The 23,930-nt window shown below is 32.3% G+C and carries 22 protein-coding genes; all 22 read right to left on the minus strand.

Annotated elements, in window-relative coordinates; genetic code table 11:
* Window positions 1–757: 757 nt before the first annotated feature.
* The 22 genes from KF816_17020 to KF816_17125 all read right to left on the minus strand — a co-directional run bounded on the left by KF816_17020 (window position 758) and on the right by KF816_17125 (window position 23,880).
* Window positions 758–2,038, minus strand: coding sequence for an HlyC/CorC family transporter (locus KF816_17020; protein MBX3009729.1), 1,281 nt, complete (start codon window positions 2,036–2,038; stop codon window positions 758–760).
* A gap of 785 nt (window positions 2,039–2,823) precedes the next feature.
* Entirely contained in the window at window positions 2,824–3,330 is a 507-nt protein-coding gene (locus KF816_17025; GenBank protein ID MBX3009730.1) for a hypothetical protein, read from the minus strand.
* Between the two features lie 259 nt (window positions 3,331–3,589).
* Window positions 3,590–4,369: a hypothetical protein gene (locus KF816_17030; protein MBX3009731.1), complete on the minus strand. Its 780-nt coding sequence runs from the start codon at window positions 4,367–4,369 to the stop codon at window positions 3,590–3,592.
* Between the two features lie 220 nt (window positions 4,370–4,589).
* Window positions 4,590–5,180, minus strand: coding sequence for a DUF4145 domain-containing protein (locus KF816_17035; GenBank protein ID MBX3009732.1), 591 nt, complete (start codon window positions 5,178–5,180; stop codon window positions 4,590–4,592).
* 210 nt (window positions 5,181–5,390) lie between these two features.
* Window positions 5,391–5,813 carry a GNAT family N-acetyltransferase gene (locus KF816_17040; GenBank protein ID MBX3009733.1) on the minus strand — a complete coding sequence of 141 codons (423 nt, stop codon included), beginning with the start codon at window positions 5,811–5,813 and terminating at the stop codon, window positions 5,391–5,393.
* Window positions 5,814–6,043: 230 nt separating this feature from the next.
* Entirely contained in the window at window positions 6,044–6,532 is a 489-nt protein-coding gene (locus KF816_17045; protein MBX3009734.1) for a hypothetical protein, read from the minus strand.
* A gap of 218 nt (window positions 6,533–6,750) precedes the next feature.
* A complete protein-coding gene (locus KF816_17050) occupies window positions 6,751–8,187 on the minus strand; it encodes a caspase family protein (protein ID MBX3009735.1) in 1,437 nt (478 codons plus the stop codon).
* Window positions 8,188–8,382: 195 nt separating this feature from the next.
* Window positions 8,383–9,144, minus strand: a complete 762-nt coding sequence (locus KF816_17055; protein MBX3009736.1) for a hypothetical protein — start codon at window positions 9,142–9,144, stop codon at window positions 8,383–8,385.
* Entirely contained in the window at window positions 9,141–9,701 is a 561-nt protein-coding gene (locus KF816_17060) for a hypothetical protein (GenBank protein MBX3009737.1), read from the minus strand. Before KF816_17060 ends, KF816_17055 begins: the two co-directional genes overlap by 4 nt.
* A gap of 228 nt (window positions 9,702–9,929) precedes the next feature.
* The gene (locus KF816_17065) at window positions 9,930–11,582 is read right to left on the minus strand and encodes an ATP-dependent helicase (protein ID MBX3009738.1); all 1,653 of its coding nucleotides are present in this window, start codon (window positions 11,580–11,582) and stop codon (window positions 9,930–9,932) included.
* Between the two features lie 235 nt (window positions 11,583–11,817).
* Window positions 11,818–12,402: a hypothetical protein gene (locus KF816_17070; GenBank protein ID MBX3009739.1), complete on the minus strand. Its 585-nt coding sequence runs from the start codon at window positions 12,400–12,402 to the stop codon at window positions 11,818–11,820.
* 194 nt (window positions 12,403–12,596) lie between these two features.
* Complete coding sequence (locus tag KF816_17075; GenBank protein ID MBX3009740.1) at window positions 12,597–13,433, minus strand: hypothetical protein; 837 nt, start codon at window positions 13,431–13,433, stop codon at window positions 12,597–12,599.
* Between the two features lie 201 nt (window positions 13,434–13,634).
* Window positions 13,635–14,432 carry a T9SS type A sorting domain-containing protein gene (locus KF816_17080; GenBank protein MBX3009741.1) on the minus strand — a complete coding sequence of 266 codons (798 nt, stop codon included), beginning with the start codon at window positions 14,430–14,432 and terminating at the stop codon, window positions 13,635–13,637.
* A 212-nt stretch (window positions 14,433–14,644) separates the two neighbouring features.
* Window positions 14,645–15,283: a hypothetical protein gene (locus KF816_17085; protein MBX3009742.1), complete on the minus strand. Its 639-nt coding sequence runs from the start codon at window positions 15,281–15,283 to the stop codon at window positions 14,645–14,647.
* A 207-nt stretch (window positions 15,284–15,490) separates the two neighbouring features.
* Window positions 15,491–16,834, minus strand: coding sequence for a DUF4041 domain-containing protein (locus KF816_17090; GenBank protein ID MBX3009743.1), 1,344 nt, complete (start codon window positions 16,832–16,834; stop codon window positions 15,491–15,493).
* A 320-nt stretch (window positions 16,835–17,154) separates the two neighbouring features.
* Window positions 17,155–18,045 carry a hypothetical protein gene (locus KF816_17095; protein ID MBX3009744.1) on the minus strand — a complete coding sequence of 297 codons (891 nt, stop codon included), beginning with the start codon at window positions 18,043–18,045 and terminating at the stop codon, window positions 17,155–17,157.
* Window positions 18,046–18,283: 238 nt separating this feature from the next.
* On the minus strand, window positions 18,284–18,772 hold the full coding sequence (locus tag KF816_17100; protein MBX3009745.1) for a hypothetical protein: 489 nt from the start codon (window positions 18,770–18,772) through the stop codon (window positions 18,284–18,286).
* 192 nt (window positions 18,773–18,964) lie between these two features.
* Window positions 18,965–19,906, minus strand: coding sequence for an FRG domain-containing protein (locus tag KF816_17105; GenBank protein MBX3009746.1), 942 nt, complete (start codon window positions 19,904–19,906; stop codon window positions 18,965–18,967).
* A 223-nt stretch (window positions 19,907–20,129) separates the two neighbouring features.
* Window positions 20,130–20,645 carry a hypothetical protein gene (locus tag KF816_17110; GenBank protein ID MBX3009747.1) on the minus strand — a complete coding sequence of 172 codons (516 nt, stop codon included), beginning with the start codon at window positions 20,643–20,645 and terminating at the stop codon, window positions 20,130–20,132.
* A 239-nt stretch (window positions 20,646–20,884) separates the two neighbouring features.
* Entirely contained in the window at window positions 20,885–21,697 is an 813-nt protein-coding gene (locus tag KF816_17115) for a hypothetical protein (GenBank protein ID MBX3009748.1), read from the minus strand.
* 199 nt (window positions 21,698–21,896) lie between these two features.
* Window positions 21,897–22,457, minus strand: a complete 561-nt coding sequence (locus KF816_17120; GenBank protein MBX3009749.1) for a hypothetical protein — start codon at window positions 22,455–22,457, stop codon at window positions 21,897–21,899.
* A 334-nt stretch (window positions 22,458–22,791) separates the two neighbouring features.
* Window positions 22,792–23,880 carry a hypothetical protein gene (locus tag KF816_17125; protein ID MBX3009750.1) on the minus strand — a complete coding sequence of 363 codons (1,089 nt, stop codon included), beginning with the start codon at window positions 23,878–23,880 and terminating at the stop codon, window positions 22,792–22,794.
* Window positions 23,881–23,930: the final 50 nt, after the last annotated feature.

Genomic DNA, 23,930 nt, shown 5'->3' on the forward strand with positions numbered 1-23,930 from the left:
TTAAGGCTTTATTAGCAATATATATTGTCCCGTTTCGCTTTTATTTCTATTCAACTTTCTGAATCTATTTGAGACGATCAATAATTTCTTTAGTCAGTGTATAACGATACACTTTTCTAGTGAGCTACTTTGAACCAAAGTGCAAAATGTTTCTAAAATTCATTGCTAGGCAATTTGTTTTCCTATTGCTATATAAATTAGAAATAATGACAACGGTATAGAAACAATACCGATTATGCGAAATTTATTTCTAAAACTGTTGGCTGACCACACCGCATATTTCTTATGCAGGTGTGGCGGTGTTAATGCCAAACCGCAGCCTACTAATACCAATATAAAACCAATCATATAAATTACTTTGGGGAAAACAGTACTGGGCGAATTAGTAATAAAAATGATGCCCACAATTATTCGGCTAATAATTTCAAATAAGTGAAAGTATGATTTTTTACTAAACCAAATAATACCATTCGAAAAGGAGTCTGGATTTACAACCATAACAATGCTAAACATCATCATTAAAAAACCAAAGACTGCTATTAAATACATATTTTCCCTTTTCTGCCTAACGGAATTGCCGATAAGCGGCGCCCCAGAACAGGAATGCCGAACAATACCAACAACTATTTACTTATTTAAAAAATTATTAGAATAACCTATTTAAAAGAGCAACTTGATTTTTTAACCAAACAAAAAAATTTAAATAATACCGCACTAAAAACGGCGTCCGCCTTGATTGGCTTATTGTGTTGCAATTCTAACTTTCAACAATTTTCTTGATCAATATTTTATCAACTCTTTTACCATCCATATCAACTACTTCGAATTGATACATACCATAATTTACTATATCTCCCTCCTTTGGAATTTTACCAAGCTTATACATTATAAAACCGCTTAGTGTTGAATAACCAGAAGCAAATACTTCAATCGAAAGGAAGTCGGTTATTTTAGCTATTTCTGTAGAACCGTCAACTAAAAATGTTCCATCCTTCCTTTTTATTATTCTTTGTTCTGATTCTTCATGTTTTTCTGGGAGTTCTCCAAATATATCCTCAATCAAATCGTGTAGTGTAATTAGTCCTTGAGAGCCACCATATTCGTCAACGATTAATGCAAGATTTGTTTTTAGGTTGCGAAATTTTTCGAAAAGGTCTATTGAATAAATATATTCTGGGATTACTAGAACTTCATTTAAAATGGTGCGAATATCAAAAAATGGTTCAATATGATATTTAATCAAAAATTCTTTAACCTCGATAAATCCTAATATATTATCTAGATTATTCTCGCATACAAAATATCTTGAATGATGATGCGAAGATATAAACTGAAAAATTTCTTCGTTTGTCATCGAAGAGTCTATCCATTCTATTTCAGTTCTTGGAATCATTATAGAAGGAACACGTTTGTCATTAAAACTAAATATCCTTTTAATCATTTCTGATTCTTCTTTCTCAAAAGTTCCATGTAATGTTCCAATTGTTAATAGCGATTTTAGTTCCTCTTCTGTAACAGGTGGTTCCTCGTTTTTTTTAACCCGTATCAGAAACAATGCTATTTTTGTTGACATACTTAAAAAGATAACTAGTGGAGTAAATACCTTTGTAATAAGATACATCATGGGCGCCATTAGTAATGTAATTTTTTCTGGATTATTCATGGCAATACTTTTGGGAACAAGTTCACCTATTACTAATGATAAGTAAGTAATAATTGTAACAATTAGAAAAAATGATAATTCAATTGAATATGGTTTTAAATAAGCAATATTTTCAAAAAATGGTTTTAAATCTTCAGCCATTGCATAACCACCAAATGCACCAGCCAGAATTCCGATTAATGTAATCCCAATTTGAATTGCTGATAAAAATTTCTCAGGCTCCGTTAATAACAACAATGCTTTCTTAGCTGATACATTCCCCTTTTTTGCTCTTTCTTCTAGTTTGAAACGTTTGGCAGATACAAAAGCGATTTCACTCATTGCAAGCAATCCATTTAGCAACAGAAGAATTATAATAATTACTATTTCATACATATTTAAATTATCCTTTCATAATTTTAGCAACATAACGGCGTTGCGCTTAGCCCGCCGCCACGAACTACAATGACGGAATGTAAACTCAACTTTAATTTGTAAAATCAGTTTTGTTTAAGAATCACACTTTATAAAGCTACTTACTTTGAAACCTGTCCCGTACTTTTTACGGGAAGCTAAACCCAATTACTTTTCAGTACGACCGTGTCGAACTTGTCCGCCTCTGGCGGAGAAGCGGTAAGGCTGAGACGCGGGTTAGGTTTATACATTTTTTAACTTAAGCCCATTCTTAAATGAACAAACAACCCCGTAATGAAAATGTTATATAAATATTATCCTCAACTCAATATCTCGACTATTTCACTTTTTTGCCAGCCCTTTTTGATGACTCTGTTAGCTTTATAAGCTACCAACACTTTTTATAAATGCAACTTTAAAACCAGATTCTGAACCAATTTCGGTTGGTGGCTAACTCTCTTGATTTCCCCTTATATAGAACTTATAAAAAGCTAAACCAGTTTTTATATAAAACCAATTATTGTTTTAAATATTACGATACATCAAATCTTGGAGCCTAACGGCGTTGCGGGTAAAGCGCCGTCAATAGCAGCTATTTCTACTTTACCTGAATACCTTTTTTGTTTTATTTTTTTTACTGTATGAATCCCACCACTTCTACTTTTTATGTTTGTAAAACTCAACTATTTTTTTTCCCTACGACCGCTTCGTACTTGTCCGCCTCTGGCGGAGAAGCGATCGGGCTGAGGTGCAGGTTATACCGCCTTTTACTGAATTATCTCTTGCATTAGTTTTTCTATTGATCTTTTTACACCAGGGGACAATGATTCTAAGTAATGATCTTGTGTAACAATATTAATTTCCTCTAATAATTCTGGATGTTCTTTAACAATTTTCACAATAAATTTAAATGAGGTCATTCTCAACGATGGAGCTTTACTTCTTTGTTCCCATAAATTCATACATATATTAAATATCCGTCCTTCACATTTTGCACTAATTTTCATCTTATAAAGAATTTTTAGTAATTCTCTTTGATGACCATCTTCCTTTTCTTGAATACAATTTACAATTGCTCTAATGTGTTTCTGAATTCGTTTGTCGTTTTCTTCCATACTTCCCCATAATAAAAATGCCGCTCGCCATGAGTATGGTTGTTTATCAGAAATTGCCAATTGAATTGCTTCATCAAAATGCTCTGGGTTAGATTTTAAGAAGGAAATCATCTGATCTTTATATAAGGTCATTAATTTATTTTCTAAAATAGATTCCATATTTAGTGATAACCTTCGCAGTATAACGGCGTTGCGCTTAGCCCACCGCCCACAACAACAATGACGGTTTGAAATGCACAACTTTATTAATTAATCTATTTATTAGTACAATCACACTTTAATGGGCAACCAACCTTGAAACCTGTCCCGTGCTTTTTACGGGAAACCAAACCCATTTACTTTTCACTACGACCGATTCCAACTTGTCCGCCTCTGGCGGAGAAGCGGTCGGGCTGAGACGCTGGTTATACGCGACATTTTATTTTTTTAATAAATAGTTACCTACAGAAGCACAAATACCAACAATTAATTCCGCTTCCTCAAAACTTGGATTTCGACCTTCTCGCAAATGCCGTTCCATTTCTGATGCAAAGCCCCAAGCAAGCTCAACACTTTTATCCAGAGGTGGAGGAATCATTTTTTTATTCTTTCCTAAAATGACTCCCAAAGTTGATTTTTTGTCTCCAGTTATTTCTCTTGCAATACATTCCAATGAAGCCATTGAATGCTGAATAGCCCCAGTAATATCTGGATCAGGTCTTCGTGATAAATCTTGAATAGCTTCGTGCAATTCACTACTTGCAGTAACTTTGTTTTCTTTTTCCATTGTAGCTTTTGCATCATGAACAATTTTTTGAAAAGCTTCAGAACCTCTCATTTCTAAATAACCATTTTCTAAATTCCAGCCAATGCCTTCTGATTTGAAATATTCATTTAACTCATTCTCAAACTTTTCGTAATTGTGCGAATTTAGTGATTGAGCGATTTGTTCAACAATATCATAAACTTTATACCACTCACAATTGTCAATCAAATATCTAACTTCGTTATCAATGTTTGGATATTCTGACCAATTATTTTCATCAGCACGTTTTCGTAAAACTTGACAAAAAATTGCCCTAAGAGAGCTAGGAGTAAATCCGATTTCGTAAAATAAATCTACTAATACACCTCTGAGTTCAAATGGCGCCTCTTCTCTGATTTTAATTTCTATTTCTTGTGGAATGAAACCTTTTCTTTTTGAAAATGAATCTGACATATATTAACTCCGAGCGTATAACGGCGTTGCAATTAAAGCGCCGCCCAAAACTACAATGCCACAATTGCAAACTACCTTTTTGTTTTAAATCTATTTTGTTAACTAAATCCAACTTACACAACAAACTTATTTCGAAAACGAATGCCGATAACCACATCAAACGACCGCATCGAAGATAGCGGTCGCTTTGAATTGCGGGTTAGGCCATAGAAAATATTTATTAAACAGTATTCGTCTGTTTTTGTACTTTTTCAACAGAATCAATAATCTTATTTGTTAATTCTTCTGAAGGTTTCCATTCATCTGGAGTCTTTAGAGCTTGAATCCTTTCAGCATCTGCCCAAATCATCCATATAAGTAAAGAAGAATTCATCTCAAAATCACCACGTACTCCAGGCTGGAAATTCTTTAATTTACCAGATAGCAAATTTGTCACACCTATCGTTTTATTAAGTTCAAGAACGCGATTTCTAACTTGAGGTTCATTAAATGTGCAAGCACTAACATTATGTGCAAAATCGTTTCTAATTTTTCTAATGAGGTGCAAAGCTTTAGCAAAATTTGGAGGAAGTAAGCCAATTCGAAATGCCAAATCTATTTTAGCACTAAAATTTGATAATGGTGCATATGCGCTGTCGAACAATGGATCATCAGTTGAATTAAGTTGAACTAAGTAATTTCTAAGAACTGATTCAAGAGCTTGATCAAGTATTGAAGAAGTTATTATAACCGTAGCTCTATCAGATTCACCTTCAATTTGATTCTTAAAAAAAGTATCCCAATATGACTGTGTGCTTTTTTCTGAAATCATAATAACTCCTTAACAATTGGCCTAACGGCGTGGCTTTTCACCCGTCCGCCCCGAACAGCAATGACGAAACGAAGAACCACTGCCAATATTTTTTAACTAATTTGTTTATTAGAACAAACTTCATCTATACGCTTACTTTGATAACCAAACCCAATAATTTCTCCAATGCCGCTTTGAAAAGAAGCGGTCGGGTGCAAGAGCTGGTTAGCTTTACTTTTGACGTAAACGCAAAACTTTTTCGCTTGTTTCTTTATGTATTGATTCTTTTATTAACAAAAAATTATTCTTATAATAAAAAGATTTACCAATAATATTCTTGTCAAAAACTTCAACTTCTAATTTGCCAACTAATTTTTCAGAATACTCTATTAGTAGTTTACCAATATTTTTGCGTTGATAAAGAGGAGAAACAAATAATCCTCCAACCTCGTTTCCAATTAATGATATAAAACCTACTACAATATTATCATACAAATAAACAAATGTTTTCGTATTTGGGATATATACATCTATCAAATTATTCTGCTCGATTCTAATAAATTCTTCCGTTAGGAAATTATGCGCAATCAATACTGAGCTATGCCATACTTCAATAACATATTTTAAATCTGTTTCATGGTATTCTCTTATCATAATATACCTTACGGTTTTTGTAAAGCTAACGGCGTTGCGTTTAGCCCGCCGCCCAACACAACCACGACGGTTTGAAATACACAACTTTATTAATTAATCTATTTATAAGTTCAACACACTTTTAAGAGATACCGACTTTGAAAGCCAAACCCAATAACTTTTCACTACGACTGTGTCGAGGACGCGGTCGGGCTGAGACGCGGGTTAGGTGCAATATTTGAAACTATTATTTAGGATTCATTTAGTATCTTTTTTTTATTTATCCAAGCAAGAAATAAAAATACCTTACTAATTATATAAAATATAATTACAAACAAGATGAAAGAATAAAAAAGCCAACCAGCAAATCTTTCCCATTTTGGCTGGATCGAACCATACTTACCGATAAATAATTGCTTCTCTTCGTTCTGAAATTCTCTAAGCTTACTAATTGAACCTTTATCTTTACTATTATACAGAGCAATACCACAGTAGGGACAATTAACAATTTTTTCACTTATTAACCAATCAACGTTTATATTCATTACTTCATTTTTTGAAAGTTGATTTTTACATCCACTGCAATAGAAAGGACTTTTCTCTTTTGACAGCTCTTGATACCACAAGTTATATTTTTCTTGTGAGGGGTCATTATTGTTTATGACTAACATTAACAATAAAGATAGCAGAACTCCACTAATGTAAACCACAGTGATAACTTTATATATTTTTAATTTCACTTTGCACCTAACGATGTTGCCGCTAAGCCGCCGCCCAGAACAGCAATGCTTAACTAACAACGAATGTTATTAATTTGTAGCCGCCAGTATATTTCACAACACTGGCGGCGACCCAGCTTACGATTACAAACTACTTAGAACAAAATGCTGAACGAAAAAGGTAACCTTAAAACTGCACAACACTCAAATCGTTTCAGCGGGCGGACTTGAGCGGCTGGTTAGTTTACGTCATCACGAAATCTGTTTTCTAATGGGTCTAATATAAATTTCTGGTACATTCCCAAAATGTTATTGATTTCATTAGATACGGTTTCAATATCTTTCAAATCACATTCAAGTGTCTTCCATTTCGTTTCTCCTTTAATTCTTTTTTCATTCCAGTTTAATTGTTTGAACGAAATAAAAGAATAGAAGAACCTAATTTTTGTTTTAGAAAAAACGAAAAGTAATAACAAACCGTTATATTCCAAGTTTTCGTACTTTGGATAACCGATAATCTCAATTGCCTTGTAAGGCACTTCTTGTGTGATTTCAATGCCAACAATAACTTCTCTATACTTTTTAATTTTTCTTCGTTCTCCACCCGTAAGTGCCGTCATAGCATCAAATGGATCTGCTATATAATATGCTTCTTGTTCTCTTTTAACTTCGGCGAAATACTTAGCATCATTTTCTTCTAGCCAATCTCCTATTTGATTTAAACCTTTGAAAAACGAGCCATATTCTTCTAAAAACGTTGATTTGATATCATACAGATTGCTTAACTCTGAATTTAATTTATAGTCGATGATTTGGTTCTTAATATGTTCAAGGCGGGATATTAGTTCATCTTCGGTGCAATATTTAGCAGCTTCCTTTTTTACAAAGTCTAAAATATCTGGGGTTGTTTCTTTCTCATCATCTTTAATATCGTCATTCTTAACTTTATCGGCCATAAAATCATCAACTTTTTTGCGATAAGCCTCTGAAACAGCTCCAAATTTTTCTGTATTTGTTGCTTGCACTAAAAAATAAGGAGTTTGATATGTGTTATTTTCGAAATCATCAGAAATATAATCGATTATATCCTTATATCTAATGATAGCATTGGCATTTGTAGTTAAAGAATGTAAAAAACTACTTGTAAACAGACTTATTTTGTCACTGGCAACCGATGATTGATTGCTAAGAGATGAAAACATGAAATAACAATTATTAAATTTCTTGTTCGAATCATCTATATATTTTTTAAATGCTTGCGGATCTTTTACATATTGAACACCAGCATTACATGCGTCAACAACTTTAATAACAAGTTGTGGATTTGTTGATTTTAACCAACTATCTAATTCTGAGTTTTCTAAAGAAGTTTGTTTGGGTTGGGTATCTTTATAATCGCTCAGAATAAAATGAAATTCTTTGCCATCGAAATTACCATGCCCACTGAAATAAAAGAATACTTCCTCTATATCTTGTTCTTTGAATTTTTCAATAAAATCTGTTATTCTTTCCTTCAATTTTACACTAGATAACTTTTCAGAAATTTTTAATAACTCTTCATAATTACCAGTCTCGTGCAATGCTTCATATATATAATCAACATCATTTTGAGGAGCGGTTAAATTATACGACACATTGTCATGTTCACTTATTCCAACGACTATTGCGATTTTCATTAATAACTCCTAGTAAACTAACGGCGTTGCGTTTAGCCCGCCGCCCAACACTACAATGCAACAAACTTTACACAACTATATTTTTAAAATCAGTTTTTTATTACAATTACACTTTAATGAACAACTTACATTGAAAAACCAAACCCGACCAACCAAACGACCGGTTCGCCAGAAGCGGTCGGGCTGAAACGCTGGTTATGTGGTTTTGGGTAATACCTCCTTTTCTACATATTCAATACCTTTCGGAGATATTCGACATACTCGAGTCTTTTCATTGTATTCAATAAGCCGATCTTTATGTAACTTTCTTAATACATCTCTTCTATATACTGTAGAATTTGAATGTTCCAGATATTGGATTAGTTTAGTTTCATCTAATTCATTTTGGGAATGATATAGCAGCAATAAAGTAGATTCTTTCATAGTCAAATCTGTTTGTAAAATTCTAAGGTTACCTTCAACTTCCCAAATAATTGGTGAAAGAATCTCAATAATTTTTTCAACTGTTTGTTGTGCAATCTCAATTTCAACATTATGGAATATTCTAATAAGTTCAGACAAGAGCCATTTGGTCATATACACAACAGCAATTGCATCCATTTGATTGGGATTAATATCACCGCCAGCATGACCAACACCTCTATTGTTTCTAATCTCATAAAGTGCTATAAGCATTCTTGGAATCTGAATTCTAATAGAACGAGAAAATGTATTAGGTGCTTGTTCTAAATTTCTACACGCATCAACAAAATTACGAGGTTTTGAAGACGTATCAGGAATATGTCCATCAACATGACCACGAATTATTGTATAAATAATCTCACACATCTTGCCACCATTCAATTCAGAGGGCTCCCATCTTTGCTCTCTATAATTTCTCAGAACCTCATTAAACGAATTAAATAATTCATCTTTTATTTTCGGTGGAAGATTATTTAATATTTCCTCAGGTTTCATTTATTTTTCACCTTTTCTTTACGAGGTAAATCATGTTCAACTAAATTCTCACCAATAGGAGTTACTAGAAGATTTTCTCCCTCTTTTGTATCTAGCCAACCCTCAGATCCAGCTTGATGCAACATATTCTTAAAGTCTTTGGGGACTTTCCAATCTACATCTTTATAACAAGTATAAATGTGATTAATATTCACATTCTGTTTTTCAAGTGTTTTGGTTAAATAGTAAATGCAGACAACTATTTTTTCTTTATGATTAGAAGGTTTTTTATCATTAACAAAGTCTCTTAGTGACTTTTTGTTTTTTGGTTTTAGTATCATATCCTTTATGATACTATAGGATGCTTTTACTTTACTTTGCTTTTTGGGCTTATTGTTCTTTGCTGCGCGTTTTTTCTTTTCAATAGTAGGTTCAAAAAATGACGCATTTGAGTCATTAAAATATTTAGATATTATCCACTCAATAATTCTTTTTTTACCATCTTGTTCGCTGACTTTACTGAGAGTATCGTCAACAATTTTAAGTGCATCAATTTCAGAAATATTAGGATTACTCATTTATACCTCCGATTTTATTAAACCACATAACGGCGTTGTTTTTAAGCCGCCGCCCAAAACAGCAATGCAGCTTTGAAAAGCCAATGCCAATAATTTATTATAAACATTGTTTACTTTACTACATTCAAAGAGCAACTAACTTTTGCAACGCTATTTTATAACCATGCAAATGCCGCAACGTTTAAAGCGGTCGGCTTGGAAAACGGGTTATATGCGTTTTATTATTATTCAATCTGTAACTTTCTCATAACGATCTTTATTCAACCATTTTAAAAATGTTGGTTCCTCCTTAAGGGATGAAATCAAGAATAGTTTATTTCTAGTTCTTGTAATTGCTACGAGAAAATTGCAAATGTCTTGATCGGTAACATTTGTATCTTTTATGAAATAACGATCATCGAAATGTGTAATAAAAACAATATCAGCAGCTAACCCTTTTGAACTTTGGATTGTCGTAGACTTAATAGGAATTTTTCGTAATGCAGGATCTCCGGTTCTTATATTGTTATTATCAATTTGTTTGTATAGATATTCTTTTATAACTGAATAAGAACTAATATCAAGTGTAGAAGTTGCCTTATCAAAATCATCTTTATTAATAGGCTTATCTTCTTTAATATATTTGAGAACTTTATATATACAATTGATCTTGTCCCTATACTCTTTCGTAAGAAACTCTTTGATTGGTTTATCAGGTTGAGCATCAGTTCCCTTTATCAAAGAAATAAAGTCTTCTTCTGGTAGAATAAATTTGGTTACAATCCTCCAACCAAGATTGTCATTCTTGTTTTCTATTAATAATTTGAATCCATCTAGTATGTTGATATCATCATCGTCCTTGATAACGAAATCAATATTCTGAAACCCTTTTGCGATCAGGCTATCAGCAATATTATGTGATTGCTTTTTATATGGCGAGATTATCAATGCTGAAAAACTTTTTCTTTCTTGCTTGACTAGTTCTTTTATACTCTTTTCAATAAACCAAGGAATTTGTTTATCAAATACTTGTGCATATGATATTTTAGGATGTAATTCACAAATCTTATTCTTCTTTTCATCATTGAAATATTTGTATTCCTTTTCAATACGTCCGTTTAATAATCCGTGCTTTTTAGCTTCATTAATAACATCATTTGTAGCTTCAACAACTACATTTGTGCAACGAGAACAATATGGAAGTGTAAATGCTTCATATTCTGGTATTACTCCGCTATATCTTTCTCGAATGTATTTTGTTTTTGCGCTCTTAAATACATAAAGTGCTTGGTCATCATCACCAGCCAACAAAATTGGACTTTTCTCAGATAATAGGTCAATAAGTGAAACTTCCAATAAATTAAAATCTTGGAATTCATCAATTAATATTTGTTCGTAAATAGGAACTTTTTCTTTATATTTTTCAAAATATTTAACAATTGCAAAAATGATCGATGCATAGCCGTAATAATTATAATAGTCACGCCTTTTTTTGAAAAATTTAAGATGATCATTATCATCATCTCTTTCGTGAAATAATTTACTGGAATCTATCTCTACATTGAGTAGAATCTTGGCATCTTCTTTAACAATTCTGGAAAATTTGTGAAATACATTAATTTCGGAATTTGAGAGCTTAGCAAGCATTCCCCTTGCATAACTATGAAGTGTTCTAACATCGGACATTCCATATAATTCAAGAGATAAATCTTCAACTAAGGAATTAACAAAAGTAAGAGTTAGCGTATTTGATTTGTTTTTTAGAATTTCTTTAAAAAGAAAAGTTTTCCCAGTCCCAGGACCGGCTACGACAACTTTTTTTGATGAGGTTGATATTAGAATTTTATTTACAGATTCACTTCGTTCTTTATCAGATTTTTCATATTTATTTTCTTCAGACATTCATTTACCTATTTATTCACTAAGCATATAACGGCGTTGCGCTTAGCCCGCCGCCCAACACAACAATGACGGTTTGAAATGTACAACTTTATTTATTAATCTATGTATTAGTACAATCACACTTTTAAGAACAACTTACTTTGAAAAGCTAAACCCAATTACTTTTCACTACGACCGGTTCGAACTTGTCCGCCGCTGGCGGAGACGCGGTCGGGCTGAAGTGCGGGTTATATGGTTACAGAGCTTGGACATATACAATTTTATTATTATTCTTTAATCCGTTGATAAATGATTCTGATTTATTTTTCGGGATGGATATTATAAGCTCATTTGCATCTTTTTCAAATTCATAATTATTTTTGCCAAATACTTCAGTTAGCAAATTTATTTCCTCTTGAGGATTTGTTTTGAAATTATACTTGAGATTCAATTGATATTTCTTTGGTTGGGAATAGCCGATTTGTTTTTTGTTACTATTCTTTTGTACTTCATGATAATCTTTATACATATTTTTAGTGATGATAATTTCATACGAAACAAGATTTTGGCTTTTCAACAATTTATCAATTTGTTCTGAATTAGGCTTATCATCAATATGCATTGATATTTTCCCATAGTTGAATTGGATTCTTTCTAGCTTCAAATCTGTAATATTTTCTATTCCGGAAACGTTTGAATATGCATTATATAATATATCGGAAGCGTCTGGTAAACTGCATTCCTTCGTAAAGAGAATATTATAATTTTGTTTTGCCTCTTGGCACAATAGAGTTGTAGATAATGAAATAAAAAGTAATGTTGTTACTATCATCCTTACCATTTTAACCCTCCCTTGATTTTTAACCATATAACGGCGTTGCGTTTAAGCGGACGCCACAAGGTTTACGCTACCTACACAACGATTTACTGTTTATGTTATTTAATTACTTTTCTTTTCTCTTTGCAACAATGTTCAACTGCAAATACCACGACCGGCCTCAGCGTTCCGCTTGAGACGCATGTTATACAAAGTGATTATAATACTTTCGCTTCAACAGATTTGGCTATAAGATAATTTAAAAAAGCCGAGCAACTAACTAACATAAACTTAGCTTCATCATAAGTAACTTTAGACTGTTCAAGTAATGAGTGCCTTATTCCACCTTCATCACTCGTATAACCATATAAATTCAGAAATGAAGTCTTTAGTGCACCGTGTATATTTACTTTTTCATCTAATATTTTTAATGCACCAGATAAACCTTGAGAATCTTCATTTGAGATGATCTTTGCAATCGATTCAATAGCACTTATTGATTCCTTGATCGAATTTCTGAAATCTGGTTCTGGTTTTTTACTTAAATGTTCTATAGCAGTTGTAATATGATCAAAGGGACCTTTAAGTCTATATTTTGTAGTTAATTCTAAAGTTTTATTAACCTCACTAATTTCTACAGGACTAGAAATTGGGGCCAATGATTCACCAATAAATCTATAGCCAGAATTATCTCTTTCAAGAATATAATTCCACATCTCACATTGTTGTCGTGTTTTACTAGAGTATTTTTCTTCAATAATTAAATTGTGATGCGTTACCAAGAATTCAATCAAGTCATAGACTTCATACCAGTTGAGACCAAAGAAATATTTTTTTAACCATTCACGTTTAGCATAATCTTCATATGGGAGTTCGTCTAGTGGAGTTTTTCTAAAATGATAAGCAATTGTTTTAACACAATTATGGATATGCTTAGAATAATAAACAGTGAGAATTGTATTCCATATTGAATTACGTAATGAATCATCCATTGAATCAGTTTGAATGAAATCATTAAAATTCTTAAATCCTTGTCTTTCCGAAAATTTCATCATAATCTTTGTATAACGGCGTTGCGCTTAGCCCGCCGCCCAACACAACCACGACGGTTTGAAAAGCTCAACTTTATTTATTAATCTGTTTTTTATTACAATCACGCTTTATAAAGCAACCAACTTTGAAAAACTAAACCCAATAAATTTTCACTACGACCGTGTCAAAGACGCGGTCGGGCTGAAGTGCGGGTTAGTTGCCTTTTATTTTAGATACATCATTTTCTTTACTGAACTATAGGAATTACCTACTATAATTCTATAAATATAAAAACCACTTGAAATATTATGCGCGGTATATGTTACTGAATATTTCCCTCTCTTCTGCCGCTCATTAACTAGAACAGCAACTTCTTCTCCAAGAGTATTATAGATATTTAATTTTACGAAATCCTCTTCTTTTATTGAATATGAAATATTTGTTGTTGGATTAAAAGGATTAGGATAGTTTTGGCTCAACTCGAAGGAATATGGTAGTTCTTTTTTGACAGATGTAAGTATTTGCTTCGCTGAAGCAATGAAATTCGTAAGATTCATATATTGAGGTAGATCATTATAATTGACGTTTTCAATCAACCCAATAACTGTATCGTTTTTAACTTTCATATAATATTCACCACAACCGGATATATTATAATCGCCTTCTTTTTCTTCAGGATGTCTTGAATAACCTTCACTACGACTCTTGAACAAAGACAACACCCAAATACTGTCACTTTGGAATCTGCTGAGATATGGACGGCATAGTATTCCAGTGTCTCCCCATACTTTTATTATTTTTCTAGTATCATCTCCTTTTATAAGCTCTATTACTTCTACTTCCATCGACATTGGCATATTTCCGGAGAATGAACCATAGTTTTTAATTTTTACTAGAACAACAAGATGCGTTCCCTTGGCTACTGTAAAAAATGGTCCAATCCATTCACAACTACAAGCATTTACTTTTTCAATCAGCGAAATAGAGAACAGAATACTCAAAATCATTAATATCTTTTTCATAATCGCCTCTAATAAACTGGCAACTAACGGCGTTGCGCTTAGCCCGCCGCCCAACACAACCACGACGGTTTGAAAAGCTCAACTTTATTTAAAAATCAGTTTTTTATTACAATCACACTTTAAAGAGAAACCTACTTTGAAAAACTAAACTCAATTACTTTTCACTACGACCGATTCGAAGAAGCGGTCGGGCTGAAGTGCGGGTTAGGCGTTTACTTTAAAAAAGAATAAACTGCCAATGCAATTGTTATGAAAATTGATATGGCGGCTAAATAATAACTCCTCTTTGTAATTTTCAGTGATTCAGCATTTTCTTCACTTAATTTTTTTAATGTCTCTTCTCTAACTATAATTAATGCTGATAGAGACTTTAATTTTGTAAATATATATTCATCATTTTTTAGTTGGTGATAGTTTAATAAATCCAACAAGATATTCCTTTCTTCAGCTGGAACTTTCTCAAAAGGTATGTTAACTTCTTGTTGAGATACTATTTCATCAGACTCGCTAATAATTAGGTTTATTTTTTTCAATACACTATTCTTTTCATCTTTTCTCAAACTAGTTTGAATTATGTGTGAAAGTTTTACTTCTTTAAGTAATTTATTAATGTTCCAGATCTTGCCTCGGCTGAAATTTATTGAAATACGATGCCCGTCAAATAAATCGACAATGTCTTTATAATTATTAATAACTTCATCTTGAAAAGCTTTTAATATTTTTTTAACAAAATCATCCCACTGTTCCTTTTTCATTTCTCGTATTTTTTTAAAGCGTCGATTATAAAAATGTAATAGTAGAACACTTACACCGAAGCTAACTACCAATGCTATTATTGGAAATATTTCCATAAAATTCCGCTATTTAATTATACGCCTAACGGCGTTGCCGATAAGCGGCGCCCCAGAGCAGGAATGCCACTTAAAAAGCAAACACCAATGATTATTAAAAAATTTATTTAACAGAACTACTTTCCACAAGCAATATTACACGGAACTACAAAGCCAATAATTACACAAATGCCAAATGCGAAAACGGCGTCCGTCTTGATTGGCTGGTTATGTTGCGACTTGATTTAATAAAGAATCTGGGAAATTATATTTCTGTTTATTCTCAATTTGTTCTGCACTTTTATTAAGTATAGCGTGAGTTTCTCGAAATTCACGTGCTTCTGGTAATTTTATAAATTCTATTTCGCCATTGGCATCTTTTACAATTTTTTCAATTTCTTCTAAAGTAACATTGTAGAACTCTTTCCTATTATTGACCATATTCACACGTTTCAAATCAAAAGCTTTATGTAAATTATTTTCTAGTTCAGGGGCATTATCTGAATAAATCAGAGCGTGAACATCAAAACGAAATGGAACTGAAGCATCACCTAGTTCACGTACTCGATCTAGTGGTTCTAATCTTCGAGTCATACCTATTTTATAAATATTTTCGCCAAACGAACCTATATTTGATATAACATACACATAACCAGATTTTGTTAATTGTGCACGTGATATTGCTCGTTCTCTCCTTTCATTTACTTCAGATAATCTCTTTTGCAATTCTTCAATTTTATTATTTAATCCAATAATTTCATTTTCTTTGGCAGTTGATATTTCTTTTCGTGCTTTTTCCAAGGCATCTTGATAAATCATTTCTTCTTTATCAGCTTGCTTTAAAACTTCATCGATTTCCTTTTGTACTTGTTCTTCTTCTTTAGCTTCTTCTCTACGACGTCTAGCTTCTTCTTTTTCTTGTTGTTTCTTCTCTTCATACTCAAAAGCTATCCGAAGTTCTTCCATTTTTAGATGCAAGTAGGAGTTTGTTATTTCAATATTATGTACAGTACCAAGTTTGTTAATAGCTTCAAAAGCATTATTAATCCTTTCTTCCATGCGTGTAACATTATTCCATCTAACTTTAAGTACTGTTGCATCACATTCGTTATTAAAAGCACGTACCATTAATTTCTGATATTTTTTTGTGAACTGTTGACCTTCTCGTTTTCTTCCGTTTACTGTCCATTCAACGTGACAAACGGCAGCGGTATTATTTTTAAGCATCTCTTTTTGTTGATTTCTTATTTCATCTAATTTAGCACGATATTTTTCCGAAGTATCAAAATCATAGTGGGGATTATATAGTCCAAAGCTTTTAAATTCTAAATCTTCTTCAAGTATTTGTAATTCGTGTAATAATGAATCAAATATTTTCTTTTTTGCCACATATTCATTATTCAAGTTATTTTCTTTGTCAATGTATTCGCTTTGCAAGTTAGATATTGCTTTCTCTTTTTCTAATAATTCAGTCTGTCTTGACTTTAATGCTTCATCAATATTGATAACACCTTTATATCTATCAATAAATTCATTATGCTCTTTAACATTTAGCTCATACTTCTGGGACAAGTTGAAATAATTTTTACTTTTTCGATATAGAAAGAGAAGAATGATAAAAATCACGACTAATGAGATGAGCAATTGAATAAGAATCTGGATGTCAAGGTTAATAAACACTAAAACCTCAATTTGTTAATTTACTTAGCAACATAACGACGTTGCGTTTAGCCCGCCGCCCATAACAAACGGCTAAGTTTTGTCAACGTAACTTTTATTTATAAATCAGTTTTGTTTTGCAATCACACTTTTAAGAACAACTAACTTTGAAAAACCAAACCCGAAAAACTCACTACGACCGATTCAAAGAAGCGGTCGGGCTGAGACGCGGGTTAGCTAGCGCCTTTAGCAACTCCATTTAAGAGATTAATAATTCGTTTTTTATGGTTATCCAGACCTTCATAATTAATTTTAATTTCTGGATAAAGATTGGTGTATTCTATTATTACTGCTGAACATAATGTCAAGCAATTAAAAAGCTCATGATTTCTAACTGATAAAGTATCATTTGCTTTCGACCAATAATCTTTAATCTGCATCAAGGAGAGGTATTCATTGTGTGAATAGTTAGAATATAATTTCCACGCTCTTCTAAATCTATCACTTAGATTAGATTCAATAATAATTGCACTCCAATCTTTAATTTTAGCCAGGTTATTCTTTTTTATTTTTTTCTTAACCTCTGGATCGAGTGTTTGATAAAAAATATTATTATTCAATTCTTGAGTTAAACTATCAATTTGCAATTTTTCTGACTCTAGTTTAATTCTTTTCTCTTCGTAAACTATTTTAGGATCAAGAATCTTTCGTCTTGATTTCAAACCACTTATTTCATAAACAATCCAGCGAGCTCTCTTTTCTTCTTTAGACACATTCTCGATATACAAATAATAAAATATTAGATAGTTCTCTATCAACGATCTAATAAGGATATATAAGGAAGAAACGTCAATAACATTTATTGATTTTGAGAATGTATTAAAAACTAGATTTGTGCCCTTTGAAAGATTCTTTAATGATGATAATTGTGTAATAAACTTAATCCCAAGCGTTTCAGCATAATAATTCCAAGGATCATCTTTTATTCCTTCTTGCCATATCGTATTAACAAGAAATGCAAGAGAATCAATGCATTCTCCCAAATCTTCATATAAGCCATTAAACTCTTCTTCAGAATTTTGGAATCCATCAATTAATTTGTAATAGAAATAAATATCTTGCATAAATTTAGCTAGCTAACGGCGTTGTTTTTAAGCCGCCGCCCAACACAGCAATGCAACTTTGAAAACCAATGCCGATTATTTATAATTTATTTTTCTTTTGTAACCTACTTCAAAGAGCAACTAATAATTACAACGCAACTTAATAACCACGCAAAAGCCGCAACGTTTAAAGCGGTCGGCCTTGAAGAACTGGTTAGCCATTACAATTCTGGACTAATAAAAAACATAAAAAGCTTTTCTAGAAATCGAATTCAATTCCTAAACGTATTCCTCTTTGTGGTCCCCAGACATATCTTGCAGTAACTAATGCTGGAGAAATTAACCGCGTTCCGAAACCAAATGAAAACATCCAACCATTCTCTTTCATGCCCACAAGATTAGTTTCATCTTGTCTGTTGTAAGATGTTAATAGATAACTGACATTAATAATATTGAAGAAGTCTTTGCCGGTAACCATAGTATTTCGACTTTCAATACCAAGTTCAACTCTTCTAAATTCATTAACATCTGATTTCTCGCCCCAATGAGTGCCAACAACAAACCCAGCCGTTCCTCTTAGAATAACCTTTTCATTATTCCATGTTTTAATCCATCTTGAGGCAGAAACGCCATAATATTCACCATCTCTACCAAGCTGATAAGAAGTATTAAGCGAATAATTTTGAGCAAATGAGAATGATGAGCAAAGAATGCTGAATAATAAAACGATAATGAAATACTTTTTCATTAAACACCTCCATTTGTTTATTGTATGGCTAACGATGTTGCAACTAAACCGCTGCCGCACGGTTTACGCTACCAACACCACGATTTACTGATTATGTTATTTAATTACTTCTCACTTTCATAAAACACTACCAAGCTAAACTGCTAATGCCACGACCGGATACAGCAGTCGGTTTTGAGTTGCGTGTTAGGTTTATAAGAATTCCCATTTTACTTTTTCTGGGAAAGGAAAATTTAAATCATAATCTTGTTCAGAACTATGATACTTACAAAAACCATCTATTTCAGGGAATAAAGTCGCAACAGAATAACCAAATAGTCCACTCCAATAATTTGATTCCATAGAATTCATATCTTCTTTAAGCTTTGGAGTGATCGCAATCGGAATAAGACTACAGTCAAAGTTCCAAACTTTTGGATCTGGAATGCCAACACTCTTTATTGGTAAACTACCCCATGTATCAGCAATCGGTTCGCTAACTAAAAATATTCCTTGTTGCATTTTCATTCTTTGAAATATGTGCATAGGTTCCCAAATGAACATTGTATCTTGGTTGTTTCTTAATAGTTTATCTATTGGTATCATAATATCATTATAATTTATAAGCCTTTTTGTTCTACCTTTTTTACTATCCAGTCTTCCAGTAAAAACAACACCAGTTTCATTCTTATCAGATTGACACGCAAACCAAAGAGCAATAAAAGCGTTTTTAGTAAAATCAATTAAACGTGTAGCTGCACCATAATGTTGAAGAATAGCTAATAATTCAAGGTCGTATAATCTTCTACCGTTTTGATAATCATATCCCATTCTTCTAGCTTCGATTAATAGTTGTTGTTCATACTCTGTGACTACCTTCCGCAAATTATTAGTTTCATAGTCGAATTTAGCATGCGGACTATCTATACCTCCTTTTTCAGACCAACCAAATTTTAAGATTCTACGAACTGCCGAAGAATGGAATGGCCAGTTAATTATTGACTGTCCTCTCCAAATTGCATTCTGGCCAATAACCTCAGCTAGATATGAAACAAATCTAGAATACTGTCCAAAATCATTTGGTGCCCAAACTTCTCCATAAAGCGAAGTTTCAACTTTAGAAAGATTTTTATAATCTGTTTTTATGTCCCACATAGAAATAAACCTAACGGCGTTGCGCTTAGCCCGCCGCCAATAATTACAATGACGGTTTGAAATGCACAACTTTATTTATTAATCTGTTTTTTATTGCAATCACAATTTTATGAGCAACTAGCTTTGAAATACCAAACCCAATAACTTTTCACTACGACCGCATCGAACTTGTCCGCCTCTGGCGGAGACGCGGTCGGGCTGAAGTGCGGGTTAGGTAGCGTTATTATTTAATTATGGACTTTGAAAATATAATTGCTATTCCAGTCTTATCAGAGGTTATGCTAATCAAAACCTCAGAAATTATATTGTTATTGTTTTTTACATACCATTTGTTTGAGTCAGATTCATCGACCGTATCACTTGCTAATTCAGAATTAAATTGTTCTATCAGTTGATTATAAACAATCTCATTGTCAGCTGGTTGCTCTTTAGCAATTTTAATTGAAAACATGCGAAGGGAATCAGATTCAAAAGCAACAACCCAGCTATGTGTAGCAAAGTTGTGATATTTACCACCAAGATATTCATAGGCGGTTCCTTCAGAATTCATTTGTGGAATCTTTTTGCTAAATCTCAGTTGAAAATTATCAGTAAGAATGGATTTAACAGAATTGTAATTCATGTCCCACTTTAACTGAGCAGATAATGATTTAGTATCAATATTTGGATACTCAACAGCATTATTTGAACAAGCCATAAAAAGAAGAAACAGAACAAAAACTACAACTCTATTTTTCATTTTAACCCCGCTACCTAACGGTGTTGCGCTTAGCCCGCCGCCAAGAACAACATTGACGGTTTGAAAAGCACAACTTTATTTATAAATCAGTTTTTTATTGCAATCACAATTTTAAGAGCTACTTACTTTGAAAAACTAAACCCCAGAACTTTTCACTACGACCGATTCGACACCTGCCTGCCGGCAGGCAGGGAAGCGGTCGGGCTGAAGTGCGGGTTAGGTGAACTAATACTTACAGATTAGTAATAGCTGTATTTTACTTTTGTTATCGCATAAAGTTTATCATCTCTGTAATAATTCATAGCAATCAATAATCCTCTTTCATCATAGATATTCTCTTTTCGAATGTGCATTGAGGATAAACTACTCCATTCAATTACTTTATTTATAGATACAATATATTGTTTTTGATCTTTTACAGGTGATCCGTTAAATTCTTGAATAATTTCTAATTGGATACCTTGAGGAGTAGTTAAATAAATACCTTCTATTTTATTGCTGTTGGTTTTCGCAATAGTTTGACTCTTTTTGATATTACCATTTTCATCCATTATATATTTCCAAATCATAGCTCCAGATTCTACAGTAATTGTGTCGCCATTATAAGTATAATCTTCCCATTCAAAACTTATTAATCGTGAAGTATCCTTTTCCATCCAGCTCTCTAACACTGAATTTGTCAGATATCTGTATGTATAATGATCTACTCTTAAAAGCCTTTCATCATTATAGTTAAAATCTTGTCGAACCATCTTTTCTAAACATTCATCATAATATGTTCTTCTAATTATCTTGCCTTTTTGATCAAGTTCCACGAAATCGAGACTATCAATTATATTGCTATCAGTATATTCTTTTATAAATATCATATTCCTGATATTATTTTTTGTTAGTATCTCTTTTTCTTTCCCGGATTGTAGTTTTGTAATATTGGCAAAGACTGCGCTTTCTAAAATGGATTGCTCATACGGATTTAATGTCACTACTTCTTTACGGCATCCCGCTGAAATAAAAATAGTAATAAGTAGAATTGTTATTAATCCTATTTTCATCTTTATCCCTCCGTTCACCTAACGGCGTTGCGCTTAGCCCGCCGCCAATAACTACAATGACGGGATGAAAACACAACTTTAGTTATTAATCTATTTTTTTATTACAAACACACTTTGATGAACAACCAACTTTGAAAAACTAAACCCAATTACTTTTCACTACGACCGTGTCGGAGACGCGGTCGGGCTGAAGTGCGGGTTATACCGTTTTAATATTATTTCCAGTACTGTTGTTAAGTGATTGAGCTACTATAATACCAAAACCAATTCCTATTCCCAAAATACTGCCTAGCTTTATTGCTTGTTTCAAGTAGAATAATAAACCAATCCTTTCATCTACTTGATAGAACTGATATATGTATATATTTAGTACGGTCATTGTAACATAGACAACTATAAATCCTATAAACCAAGAAACGATTACTTTTACTATGGAATCCTTATAATATCCCCTCTTTTTTAATCTTGAAATAATATATGCCATAATACCAATCAGGATAAACCAATTTATGTTTCTAATATTCATCATAATATTTACAGTTGGTTTGAAGATCACTAATGCAAGCAATGAGAACAGTAGCCCGAACAAAATAAATGTCAATACACTATATCGAATGATAAGATTATAAAAAAGGACTGCCGCAAAACCATATATAGTAAAAGTAAACAGAGTATTGCGCGGATCAATTATAAAACCACCGACAAAGAATATACCCAGCACCACAAAAAATATAGTGGGAATAATAATGTTTATGAGCATTTTTTTCATATTACTTTTCATAACACTCAATTCCTTATTTACGGTATAACGGCGTTGCGCTTAGCCCGCCGCCAATAATTACAATGACGGTTTGAAATGCACAACTTTATTTATAATTCAGTTTTTTATTGCAATCACAATTTTATGAGCAACTAACTTTGAAATACCAAACCCAATAACTTTTCACTACGACCGATTCGACACCTGCCTGCCGGCAGGCAGGGAAGCGGTCGGGCTGAAGTGCGGGTTATGTGCATATATTTTATTAAACGACAATAGACTTTACTTATTCTATCGGTTAAAGTAGACAATCTTTGTTTCTAAGAGTATAAAATCACTTACTTTTTGCTCTATTTTTCCTTTTGTATTCTTTAATTCTAGCATGAACAGTGGTGTGAAATGATATAATTATCTGTTGAAAAGTATTAAAATACACAAAATCATAAATCTTAAATGTTGCAATTTCCTCACTCAATGATTTGGAATAATTTTGAAATGGATTAAAATAGCTTAGTGGAATCTCTTCTTTATCAAATTCATTGTAGAAGTGATATTCTTTACTACCAAAGAATTCTTCAAATGTGTTTTCCAAAACATTAAAATATAAATCTGAATTTTCCTTTAAGTATCTCTTGTTGATATTGGGTGTTTGTTGTACCAAAACAAACAAATCCTCAGCTTTAAGTGATATTTTTAAATGATATTTAATCATAAGACTGTATCGATTAATCGGATATTTGTTTAATTCCTTTAGTAATAACTTAATAAAATAAGAATCATTCCACTTTATGGTCACAAATATTAATATTTTAATTAGATAATCTTGGTCTTGTAAAAACTTATTATAATTTACTAAAGAGATGATTTCATTAGTCGCTATCGTGTAAGCTTCTTTTTCGAGAAGTCTTCTTTCAAGACAATACAGATAAACTAAAACTATATCTCGACTATAGGGTTTCGATAAATCTTCTAGCATTTTAAAATATTCCCATCTTTGGACTGGGCTAAATTCTAAATAGTTGGGGGTGTTATTAAGATTAAATTTATTTTCAACTACACTTTTTGGTTTTTCTATAGGGAGACTTAAAAATATCATACTTGGTTCGTCTTCTTCAAGTGTATAATCATTTACTTTCACTTCCACATTATTCTTAATGTATTCCATAAATTGTTCTTCACTTAATCCTTGTAAATATGGATTTTCTTTAAACAACAATTCAACATTCTCATCGTTTAGAGGTAGCCCTCCAATCGAAGCTGATATTTTAATTTCTATTGATTTACTGGCTCTAGAAATATGCGTGGGTGGATTATTTTTAGTGAAATAGAGTAGTTTTACTCTATGAATTGGAACACTGAATAATTGTTGTTTTAATTCTCCAGAAGTTAACTTGATTAGTTCTTCGTTCGGAAGAATACTCATTTCTCGTTCAATTAATTTTAATGATTAAAATAATGCTCTTTAAGTGCACA

Source organism: Melioribacteraceae bacterium, assembly GCA_019638015.1.
Lineage (GTDB): Bacteria > Bacteroidota > Ignavibacteria > Ignavibacteriales > Melioribacteraceae > JAHBUP01.

Coding starts and splice junctions, on each gene's coding strand:
- KF816_17020 (MBX3009729.1), bottom strand. CDS start 2,038: ATGTATGAAATAGTAATTATTATAATTCTTCTGTTGCTAAATGGATTG.
- KF816_17025 (MBX3009730.1), bottom strand. CDS start 3,330: ATGGAATCTATTTTAGAAAATAAATTAATGACCTTATATAAAGATCAG.
- KF816_17030 (MBX3009731.1), bottom strand. CDS start 4,369: ATGTCAGATTCATTTTCAAAAAGAAAAGGTTTCATTCCACAAGAAATA.
- KF816_17035 (MBX3009732.1), bottom strand. CDS start 5,180: ATGATTTCAGAAAAAAGCACACAGTCATATTGGGATACTTTTTTTAAG.
- KF816_17040 (MBX3009733.1), bottom strand. CDS start 5,813: ATGATAAGAGAATACCATGAAACAGATTTAAAATATGTTATTGAAGTA.
- KF816_17050 (MBX3009735.1), bottom strand. CDS start 8,187: ATGAAAATCGCAATAGTCGTTGGAATAAGTGAACATGACAATGTGTCG.
- KF816_17055 (MBX3009736.1), bottom strand. CDS start 9,144: ATGAAACCTGAGGAAATATTAAATAATCTTCCACCGAAAATAAAAGAT.
- KF816_17060 (MBX3009737.1), bottom strand. CDS start 9,701: ATGAGTAATCCTAATATTTCTGAAATTGATGCACTTAAAATTGTTGAC.
- KF816_17065 (MBX3009738.1), bottom strand. CDS start 11,582: ATGTCTGAAGAAAATAAATATGAAAAATCTGATAAAGAACGAAGTGAA.
- KF816_17070 (MBX3009739.1), bottom strand. CDS start 12,402: ATGGTAAGGATGATAGTAACAACATTACTTTTTATTTCATTATCTACA.
- KF816_17075 (MBX3009740.1), bottom strand. CDS start 13,433: ATGATGAAATTTTCGGAAAGACAAGGATTTAAGAATTTTAATGATTTC.
- KF816_17080 (MBX3009741.1), bottom strand. CDS start 14,432: ATGAAAAAGATATTAATGATTTTGAGTATTCTGTTCTCTATTTCGCTG.
- KF816_17085 (MBX3009742.1), bottom strand. CDS start 15,283: ATGGAAATATTTCCAATAATAGCATTGGTAGTTAGCTTCGGTGTAAGT.
- KF816_17095 (MBX3009744.1), bottom strand. CDS start 18,045: ATGCAAGATATTTATTTCTATTACAAATTAATTGATGGATTCCAAAAT.
- KF816_17100 (MBX3009745.1), bottom strand. CDS start 18,772: ATGAAAAAGTATTTCATTATCGTTTTATTATTCAGCATTCTTTGCTCA.
- KF816_17105 (MBX3009746.1), bottom strand. CDS start 19,906: ATGTGGGACATAAAAACAGATTATAAAAATCTTTCTAAAGTTGAAACT.
- KF816_17110 (MBX3009747.1), bottom strand. CDS start 20,645: ATGAAAAATAGAGTTGTAGTTTTTGTTCTGTTTCTTCTTTTTATGGCT.
- KF816_17115 (MBX3009748.1), bottom strand. CDS start 21,697: ATGAAAATAGGATTAATAACAATTCTACTTATTACTATTTTTATTTCA.
- KF816_17120 (MBX3009749.1), bottom strand. CDS start 22,457: ATGCTCATAAACATTATTATTCCCACTATATTTTTTGTGGTGCTGGGT.
- KF816_17125 (MBX3009750.1), bottom strand. CDS start 23,880: ATGAGTATTCTTCCGAACGAAGAACTAATCAAGTTAACTTCTGGAGAA.